Origin of the sequence: Lelliottia sp. RWM.1, assembly GCF_016859735.1 — a bacterium.
In the GTDB taxonomy this organism is placed as follows: Bacteria; Pseudomonadota; Gammaproteobacteria; order Enterobacterales; family Enterobacteriaceae; genus Enterobacter.
In genome coordinates, this window is sequence record NZ_WLVC01000011.1 from 99,524 (window position 1) to 108,805 (window position 9,282).

At 48.9% G+C, this 9,282-nt stretch carries 10 protein-coding genes and 2 pseudogenes; 11 read left to right on the forward strand and 1 reads right to left on the reverse strand.

Annotated elements, in window-relative coordinates; translation table 11 throughout:
• The first annotated feature begins 54 nt into the window (after nucleotides 1–54).
• From GF617_RS11205 to GF617_RS11240, 8 genes are all read left to right on the forward strand, one after another.
• Complete coding sequence (locus GF617_RS11205) at nucleotides 55–615, forward strand: lipoprotein (RefSeq protein ID WP_181623042.1); 561 nt, start codon at nucleotides 55–57, stop codon at nucleotides 613–615.
• A 128-nt stretch (nucleotides 616–743) separates the two neighbouring features.
• Entirely contained in the window at nucleotides 744–1,790 is a 1,047-nt protein-coding gene (gene pyrC / locus GF617_RS11210) for a dihydroorotase (RefSeq protein WP_203451688.1), read from the forward strand.
• 74 nt (nucleotides 1,791–1,864) lie between these two features.
• The gene (gene dinI, locus GF617_RS11215; protein WP_181623040.1) at nucleotides 1,865–2,110 is read left to right on the forward strand and encodes a DNA damage-inducible protein I; all 246 of its coding nucleotides are present in this window, start codon (nucleotides 1,865–1,867) and stop codon (nucleotides 2,108–2,110) included.
• Between the two features lie 271 nt (nucleotides 2,111–2,381).
• Nucleotides 2,382–2,636, forward strand: coding sequence for a biofilm formation regulator BssS (bssS, locus tag GF617_RS11220; protein ID WP_166716960.1), 255 nt, complete (start codon nucleotides 2,382–2,384; stop codon nucleotides 2,634–2,636).
• A 116-nt stretch (nucleotides 2,637–2,752) separates the two neighbouring features.
• Nucleotides 2,753–3,871: an N-methyl-L-tryptophan oxidase gene (gene solA / locus GF617_RS11225; protein ID WP_203451689.1), complete on the forward strand. Its 1,119-nt coding sequence runs from the start codon at nucleotides 2,753–2,755 to the stop codon at nucleotides 3,869–3,871.
• 58 nt (nucleotides 3,872–3,929) lie between these two features.
• Nucleotides 3,930–4,043 carry a DUF2770 family protein gene (locus tag GF617_RS11230; RefSeq protein WP_203451690.1) on the forward strand — a complete coding sequence of 38 codons (114 nt, stop codon included), beginning with the start codon at nucleotides 3,930–3,932 and terminating at the stop codon, nucleotides 4,041–4,043.
• Nucleotides 4,044–4,284: 241 nt separating this feature from the next.
• On the forward strand, nucleotides 4,285–4,851 hold the full coding sequence (locus tag GF617_RS11235; protein WP_181623037.1) for a cytochrome b: 567 nt from the start codon (nucleotides 4,285–4,287) through the stop codon (nucleotides 4,849–4,851).
• 1 nt (nucleotide 4,852) lies between these two features.
• Entirely contained in the window at nucleotides 4,853–5,431 is a 579-nt protein-coding gene (locus GF617_RS11240) for a YceI family protein (protein ID WP_181623036.1), read from the forward strand.
• Nucleotides 5,432–5,472: 41 nt separating this feature from the next.
• Here the strand turns inward: GF617_RS11240 and GF617_RS11245 are convergent, their stop codons facing one another.
• On the reverse strand, nucleotides 5,473–6,522 hold the full coding sequence (locus tag GF617_RS11245) for a rhodanese-related sulfurtransferase (RefSeq protein ID WP_181623035.1): 1,050 nt from the start codon (nucleotides 6,520–6,522) through the stop codon (nucleotides 5,473–5,475).
• Nucleotides 6,523–6,743: 221 nt separating this feature from the next.
• Between GF617_RS11245 and GF617_RS11250 the strand changes: the two genes are divergently transcribed.
• The 3 genes and pseudogenes from GF617_RS11250 to GF617_RS11260 form a co-directional block, all read left to right on the forward strand.
• Nucleotides 6,744–7,670, forward strand: a complete 927-nt coding sequence (locus tag GF617_RS11250; RefSeq protein ID WP_203451691.1) for a Kdo(2)-lipid IV(A) acyltransferase — start codon at nucleotides 6,744–6,746, stop codon at nucleotides 7,668–7,670.
• Between the two features lie 141 nt (nucleotides 7,671–7,811).
• Nucleotides 7,812–8,627, forward strand: a pseudogene (gene mdtG / locus GF617_RS11255) (multidrug efflux MFS transporter MdtG); the annotation flags it as partial.
• 72 nt (nucleotides 8,628–8,699) lie between these two features.
• Nucleotides 8,700–9,282: pseudogene (locus GF617_RS11260) on the forward strand (IS3-like element ISSen4 family transposase); the annotation flags it as partial.

Consider the following 9,282-nt stretch of genomic DNA (forward strand, 5'->3'; position numbering starts at 1 on the left):
CCTGACATACTGACGCGTCAGGACAGAAGCGCCGATATCATGTTGAGGAACCCCATGAACAAGATCGTCATTGCCGCGGCGTTGATCGTCAGCGGCCTGCTGGTAGGTTGTAACCAGCTTACGCAATATACCGTCAGTGAGCAGGAAATTAATCAGGCGCTGGAAAAACACAATAACTTCGCCAAAGACATCGGCGTGCCGGGTGTCGCTGATGCCCATATCGAACTCACCAATCTCGCCAGCCAGATCGGACGCGAGGAACCCAACAAAGTGACCCTCTCCGGCGATGCCAGCCTGGATATGAATTCATTGTTTGGTAGCCAAAAAGCGAATATCAAACTGAAACTTAAAGCGCTGCCGGTCTTTAATAAAGAGAAAGGGGCTATCTATCTTCAGGAGATGGAAGTGGTGGATGCAGACGTCTCGCCAGACAAGATGAAGCCCGTATTGCAGACCCTGATGCCTTATCTGAACCAGTCATTGCGTAATTATTTTAATCAGCAACCTGCGTATGTCCTGAGTGAGGACAAGAGCAAAGGTGAATCACTGGCGAAAAAATATGCGAAAGGGATAGAGGTGAAACCGGGTGAAATCATTATTCCCTTCACCGATTAACCTTACGGGCGCAAATGCGCCCTTTTTTTTGCGGAAAAGTGTGCAAACGAAAACGTTTCCGCATATGATTTGTGTCCGGCAAAAACAGCCATCCTAGTGACTGATTCCTGACAAGCCGGAGCACATCCATGACTGCACAACCCCAGGTTCTTAAAATCCGCCGCCCTGACGACTGGCATATCCATCTGCGTGATGGCGATATGCTAAAAACCGTCGTGCCTTATACCAGCGAAATTTATGGCCGCGCGATTGTTATGCCTAACCTGGTTCCGCCTGTCACCACCGTCGATGCCGCTATCGCTTATCGCCAGCGAATTCTTGCTGCCGTTCCGGCTGGACATGACTTCACCCCGTTAATGACCTGTTATCTGACGGACACACTCGACCCAAATGAAGTCGAGCGCGGGTTCAATGAAGGTGTGTTTACGGCAGCCAAACTCTATCCTGCCAATGCGACCACCAACTCCAGCCACGGTGTCACCAGTATCGATGCCATTATGCCAGTGCTGGAAAGAATGCAAAAATTGGGCATGCCGCTGTTGGTGCATGGTGAAGTCACTCATGCCGATATCGACATCTTCGACAGAGAAGCCCGCTTCATTGAAACAGTGATGGAACCTTTGCGTCAGCGTCTTCCTGGTCTGAGGGTGGTGTTTGAGCACATCACAACAAAAGATGCCGCTGATTATGTGCGTGAAGGTAATGAGCTTATTGCCGCAACGATTACACCTCAGCATCTGATGTTTAACCGTAACCATATGCTGGTAGGCGGCGTGCGTCCGCATCTGTACTGCCTGCCGATCCTCAAGCGAAATATCCATCAGCAGGCATTGCGTGAGCTGGTTGCCAATGGTTTCACGCGCGCTTTCCTCGGGACTGACTCTGCGCCTCATGCCCGCCATCGTAAAGAAGCCAGTTGTGGTTGTGCTGGCTGTTTCAATGCCCCGACGGCCCTCGCCAGCTACGCGACCGTGTTTGAAGAAATGGGCGCGTTGCAGCATTTCGAAGCCTTCTGCTCGCTTAATGGCCCACGTTTTTATGACCTGCCTGTCAATGACACCTTTATTGAACTTGAGCGCAAAACAAGCCAGGTTGAGGAATCTATAGCCCTGACGGATGATACGCTGATCCCGTTCCTGGCGGGTGAAACCGTACACTGGACGATAAAGCGCTAAAAAATGAACGCCCCTGGTTGTAAAGCTTAGAAATTACCTGTATAAATAAACAGTATATTACACAGGGGGCATTTATGCGTATTGAAGTCACTATTGCCAAAACAACCATCCTGCCAGCTGGTGCGATCGATGCACTGGCTGGTGAGTTATCCCGCCGTATTCACAGCTCGTTTCCAGAAAATGAAGGTTCCGTAACAGTTCGTTATGCTGCCGCGAACAATTTGTCCGTCATCGGTGGCGCGCGAGAAGATAAAGATCGCATCAGCGAGATCCTGCAGGAAACGTGGGAAAGTGCTGACGACTGGTTCATTACTGATTAAAACTTGCTCCCTCATTGTGTTTTTTGCCGGGTCGCCCCGGCTTTTTTTCGTCTTAATCCATTACGTTCAAATTAATTGGCCATCTTCTTTAAAAAACGTGAAGCAGATGGTGATTTATTGTTCGAACAATCCTAAAAAACAGAAAAATGTGTTGCCAGCTATTTATTTTTCCAGGCATAACCCTTATTTATTGATATACTGAAGTTGCTTCAGAAAAACATGCATTGAACCTCAAAGTCGTTGTCTTCTAACACGTATTACGGGGGTTATAATGGAAAAGAATAGTGAAGTCATCCAGACCCACCCGCTTGTTGGCTGGGATATCAGTACCGTAGATAGCTACGATGCTTTGATGCTGCGTTTGCACTACCAGACCCCGAATCAACCAAACCGTGAAGAAGCGGAAATTGGACAGACGCTGTGGCTAACCACAGACGTTGCCCGTCAGTTTATTTCTATTTTGGAAGCAGGTATTGCAAAAATAGAATCTGGCGACTATCAGGAAAATGAGTATAAACGGCATTAATCTTATGCCCACTTTTCACTCAACAGGCACCCATGAGGTGCCTTATTTATTTCTCCCTTGTATAAGCCTGTGATGTTAATTACTCTGCTAATCAAAGTGCTGATTAAGAGATCCTCATGAAATACGACCTGATCATTATTGGTAGCGGCTCCGTTGGTTCTGCCGCAGGTTATTACGCGACGCAAGCTGGCCTCAAGGTTCTGATGATTGATTCGCACCTCCCTCCGCATTCGGAAGGAAGCCATCATGGTGATACCCGCCTTATTCGCCACGCCTACGGCGAAGGAGAGCGTTATGTACCGCTGGTATTACGTGCTCAGACACTTTGGGATGAGCTCGCGAAACAGACAGAAGAACGCATTTTTGACCGCACAGGCATTATCAATCTTGGTCCCGCTCACTCTGCATTTCTGACCACCGTCGAGCAAAGTGCTCGCGAATTTAACCTGGATGTTGAACGTCTTGACGCGACGTCCATTACGAAACGCTGGCCAGAAATTCAGGTTCCCGATGATTACATTGGGTTATTTGAAGCTAATTCTGGCGTGCTGCATTGCGAAACAGCCATCAAAAACTGGATTGATCTGGCGGCTAAAGCAGGCTGCGCGCAACTGTTCAATTGCCCGGTCAATGCAATTGAACATCTCGCCGATGGTGTCATAGTGACAACACCGGAGGGCGAATATTCAGCATCCCGACTGCTGATCAGTGCGGGAACCTGGGTGACAAAACTGTTGCCTGATCTGCCCGTTCAACCGGTCCGCAAAGTCTTCTCATGGTTCCAGGCCGATGGTCGTTACAGCACCCAGAATCATTTCCCGGCATTCACTGGTGAGCTCCCGAACGGTGACCAGTTCTACGGTTTTCCCTCTGAGAAAGATGCGCTTAAAATTGGCAAACATAATGGTGGACAACCCATCACATCACCAGAGGACCGTAAGCCATTCGGTGCGTACCCGCAAGATGGCTCAGAAGCCTTCACATTCTTGCGTAATGTGCTGCCGGGAATCGGTGGATTACTCTATGGGGCAGCCTGTACCTATGACAATACGCCGGATGAAGACTTCATCATCGATACCTTACCAGGCCACAGCAACACCCTGCTGATCACTGGGCTCAGTGGTCATGGTTTTAAATTTGCATCTGTCCTTGGCGAAATTGCCGCGCAATTTGCGCAGGGTATGACCCCGCAATTTGATCTGACGCCCTTCGCGTTATCCCGTTTTGACCGATAATACAATGCGGGTTCCGGACATCCGGAACCTGTTCTTTAACTCTGACTAGCTGATACCTATGCGCAAACTCTTTGCTTACCTCATCAATAATATACGCGAACATTTAATACTCTATATATTGTTGTGGTCACTACTGGCAATCATTGATTTTATTTACATTGTATTTTATTGAAAAGAAAAGGCTGACAATTATTGACGATATTATATATTTCTATAATATTTAAAATCGTTGACCAACCTCATCCCTGCAAGCCTACTCACCGTATTGCACGAATCCTTTGAATTACATTTCACGATCACTTTCAAAACACCTGAAATAAATAAAATAAAAAACGTTATCTATATATTTCAGTTGCAATTACTTTTTTTACCCGTCATTTTTACCTCTCAGTTTATTAAGAATGGTAAACCTCATGCAATTTCGTAATTCTCCTCAACGCTACGGAATAATATCCATGTTTTTGCACTGGATATTCGCCATTGCTGTCTATGCCATGTTCGGAATTGGGCTTTGGATGGTGACGTTGAGTTATTATGACGGCTGGTATCACCAGGCTCCCGAATTGCATAAAAGCATTGGTGTACTATTGATGATGGGTCTGGTGATCCGCGTCGTCTGGCGGCGCATCTCCCCACCACCACCTGCACCCAAACACCATACTCGCCTTACTCGCCTCAGTGCGACAACAGCCCATATTGCGCTCTACGCCCTGCTCTTTGCCATTCTGATTAGCGGCTACCTCATCTCAACGGCTGACGGCAAGCCCATTAGTGTATTCGGGATTTTCGAGATTCCCGCCACACTGGCTGATGCCGGATCTCAGGCTGACACCGCTGGCACTCTGCATCTGTGGCTGGCGTGGAGCATCGTGATCCTGTCTGTCCTCCATGGGCTTGCCGCACTCAAACACCATTTTATCGATAAAGACGATACGCTAAAGCGCATGCTGGGCCGTTCGTCAGTTGACTCTGGAGCATAAAATGAAAAAACACCTGCTGGGTATCGCATTAGGTTCACTGTTATTTACTGCCGGTTCTGCTATTGCCGCTGACTATAAAATTGATAAAGAAGGTCAGCATGCCTTTGTCAATTTCCGTATTCAGCATCTGGGATATAGCTGGCTGTATGGTACGTTTAAAGATTTCGATGGGACATTTAGCTTTGACGATAAAAACCCGGCATCGGATAAAGTGAACGTAACCATTAATACTAACAGTGTGGATACCAATCACGCAGAGCGTGATAAACATTTACGCAGTGCCGAATTCCTGAATGTATCCAAATTCCCGCAGGCGACATTTACCTCAAGCGAGGTGAAAAAGGATGGAGACAAGCTGGATATTACCGGTAATCTGACGCTCAATGGTGTAACGAAACCGATCACGTTGGATGCAAAATTAATCGGTCAGGGGGATGATCCGTGGGGCGGCAAACGCGCAGGCTTCGAAGCAACCGGTAAAATTCGCCTGAAGGACTTTAACATCACCACCGATTTAGGCCCGGCGTCTCAGGATGTTGATCTGATTATTTCCGTAGAGGGTGTACAGCAGAAATCCTGATATATAAGCCCGGAGAGCAGAGGCTCCGCCGGGCTTTATCTTTACTCAGGGTCTGGAATACCCAGTTTGGTATTCAGTTGACCGCGAGATTTATTGAAAATTTTATTCCCGTTTTCGCGTCCTGCACGGCGACGGCGCTGCTCTTCTTCAGGCAGTACACTCTCTTCGCTACACAGCTCACTACAGCAGCCATGATACTTTTCAGCACAGGCCGGGCACTGGATAAACAACAGGTGACAACCGTCATTTTTACAGTTCGTGTGCGTGTCACATGGCGTACCACATTGATGACAGTGAGCAATCACGTCATCTGAAATACGCTCGCCCATACGCTCATCAAACACAAAGTTTTTACCGATAAAACGTACCGGTAATCCCTGCTCACGGGCACGACGGGCATATTCAATAATCCCGCCTTCTATGTGCCACACTTTGTTAAATCCATTGTGTTTCATCCACGCACTGGCTTTTTCACAACGGATCCCGCCCGTGCAGTACATAATGATTTTTTTATCTTTATGTTCCTGCATCATTTCAACGGCTTTAGGCAGTTGTTCGCGGAAGGTGTCTGCCGGGATTTCCATGGCATTTTCAAAATGCCCGACTTCGTATTCGTAGTGGTTGCGCATATCAATGAAAACGGCATCGGGATCGTCCAGCATCGCATTCACTTCAGCCGCTTTGAGATATTCACCCACATCTGCTGCATTGAACGCTGGATCCTCAATACCATCTGCCACAATGCGCTCACGCACTTTCATGCGCAGCACCCAAAATGATTTACCGTCATCATCGAGCGCAACATTGAGGCGCAAATCTTTCAATGCAGGATCGAAGGCATAGAGAAAGTCACGAAATGCATCCACATGACTTTCTGGCAAACTGATCTGTGCGTTAATGCCCTCACGGGCCAGATAGACTCGTCCAAATACATTCAGTTCAGTAAAAGCCTGATACAGGGCATCACGTGTCGTCTGTGGATCATTGATCGTAAAATATTTGTAGAATGAGATGGTTGTACGCGGTTCGGTTTCAGCCAACATACGCGCTTTTAACATCTCATTCGAAATGCGGTTGTGTAACACTGGCATGGTGTACAAGTCCTGCAATCGTTAAGAGAAAGAAAATCGGGCCGCATCATATAGCAAACAATGACAATTTACATCCACACATTTTGCGCTACATTTCATGCAACCTGGCTATTCAGTTATAACATTCGTGTTATTAGCACGCATTGTGATGCCAGAGATTTTGGCTAAGCCTTAAAAAATGAGACAATAAGGCCATCAGGACGTAAGAAAACAGGACAGACATGACCCAGTTACCAAAATTTACTGCCACCCTTTTACACCCCCGCTATTGGTTGATCTGGCTTGGCATTGGCTTTTTGTGGCTTATTGTACAACTTCCCTACCCGGTGATTTTCCGCCTGGGTAAAAGTCTGGGTCACCTTGCTCAAATAATCATGAAACGGCGCGCCAAAATTGCGCACCGCAATCTTGAACTCTGCTTTCCTCAGATGAGCGAATCAGAACGACAGAACATGGTGACGAAGAATTTCGAGTCTGTCGGCATGGGTCTGATGGAGACGGGCATGGCCTGGTTTTGGTCCGATAAGCGCATGGCTCGCTGGATGGAGGTTGCCGGAACCGGCATGGATCCAGTACATACCCTCCAGGCGAATAAAACAGGTGTACTGCTGATTGGCGTGCATTTTCTTACCCTGGAAATAGGGGCCAGAATGTTCGGTATGCAAGCCCCCGGCATTGGTGTTTACCGCCCCAATGACAACCCTGTGATTGATTTATTGCAAACCTGGGGACGTATGCGCTCCAACAAAAGCATGATCGACCGTAAGGATCTTAAAGGCATGATCCGCGCCCTGAAATCAGGCGAAGTTATCTGGTATGCCCCCGATCATGATTACGGCCCACAGGCCAGCGTCTTTGTTCCGTTTTTCGCGGTCCCCGATGCGGCTACCACAACCGGGACATGGATGCTGGCCCGCATGTCGAAAGCCAGCATTGTCCCCTTTGTTCCACGGCGTAAACCAGATGGCTCAGGCTATCAATTAATCATGCTGGAACCGGAAAACTCACCACCTTTGGATGATGCAGAAACCACGGCAGCCTGGATGAATGGCATTATCGAGAAGTGCATTATGATGGCTCCGGAGCAGTATATGTGGCTACATCGTCGCTTCAAAACCCGCCCAGAAGGCGTTCCCTCCCGGTACTGATCCCCCTGCGGCCCTCGTGGCCGCATGTTGTTTTAGCATTAAAAGCCCCCCGACGTTGCAGCAATCATAACCCAGGTGCATAATTAGCAGGCTTATTACCTCTACTTTCATGGTGCTCAGCACCTCGCAATGCGGATTGTTATGCCACCCAATGATGCCCCCATAAACTGGAAACGTAACCTTGCGGTTGCCTGGCTCGGCTGCTTTCTCACTGGTGCAGCGTTTAGTCTGGTCATGCCTTTCCTCCCGCTCTATGTCGAACAACTTGGTGTCACTGGCCACAGTGCGCTCAACATGTGGTCGGGGCTGGTTTTCAGCATCACCTTCCTGTTTTCAGCTATTGCCTCTCCTTTCTGGGGTGGCCTCGCTGACCGTAAGGGACGCAAAATCATGCTGCTGCGTTCAGCACTCGGCATGTCCATGATTATGGTGTTAATGGGATTTGCACAAAACGTCTGGCAATTCTTAGTGTTGCGGGCATTACTTGGCCTGTTAGGCGGTTTTGTCCCCAATGCTAACGCCCTGATTGCCACACAAATTCCTCGTCATAAAAGTGGCTGGGCGCTAGGGACTCTGTCTACGGGAGCGGTGAGCGGCGCTCTGTTAGGGCCACTGGCAGGCGGTTTACTGGCAGATAACTACGGCTTGCGTCCCGTCTTTTTCATCACAGCCAGCGTGCTCTTCGCCTGTTTTATTGTGACATTGCTGTGTATCCGTGAGAATTTTACCCCTGTACCGAAAAAAGAGATGCTCCATGCGCGTGATGTATTGGCCTCGCTGAAAAATCCCAAACTTGTGCTGAGCCTTTTTGTTACCACAATGATTATTCAGGTCGCGACCGGTTCCATCGCCCCCATTCTGACGCTGTATGTTCGCGATCTTGCCGGTAATGTCAGCAATATTGCCTTTATCAGCGGACTTATAGCCTCAGTTCCTGGCGTCGCCGCGCTGCTCAGTGTGACCTGCTCCCCGTTGATTAGTACACCCCGATGTTAGTAATGTCTTCATAAGCCACATGAGGACATCCCCATGAAGAAGCGTTTTTCCGACGAACAGATCATCAGTATTCTCCGCGAAGCCGAAGCTGGGGTACCCGCCCGTGAACTCTGCCGCAAGCATGCCATTTCCGATGCCACGTTTTACACCTGGCGTAAGAAGTATGGCGGTATGGAGGTGCCTGAAGTTAAGCGCCTGAAGTCGCTTGAGGAAGAGAACACCAGACTCAAGAAGCTGCTTGCCGAAGCCATGCTGGATAAAGAGGCGCTTCAGGTGGCTCTTGGGCGAAAGTACTGACGACAGACCAGAAGCGGGAAGCCGTGATGTTGATGTGTGATGCGACCGGTCTGTCGCAACGTCGTGCCTGCAGGCTTACAGGTTTATCCCTGTCGACCTGCCGCTATGAGGCTCACCGTCCGGCTGCTGATGCGCATTTATCAGGGCGCATCACTGAGCTGGCACTGGAGCGCAGGCGTTTTGGCTACCGTCGTATTTGGCAGTTGCTGCGCCGTGAAGGGCTTCATGTTAATCATAAGCGCGTGTACCGGCTTTATCACCTCAGTGGCCTGGGCGTAAAACGCAGAAGACGTCGTAAAGGGCTGGCAACAGAACGTCT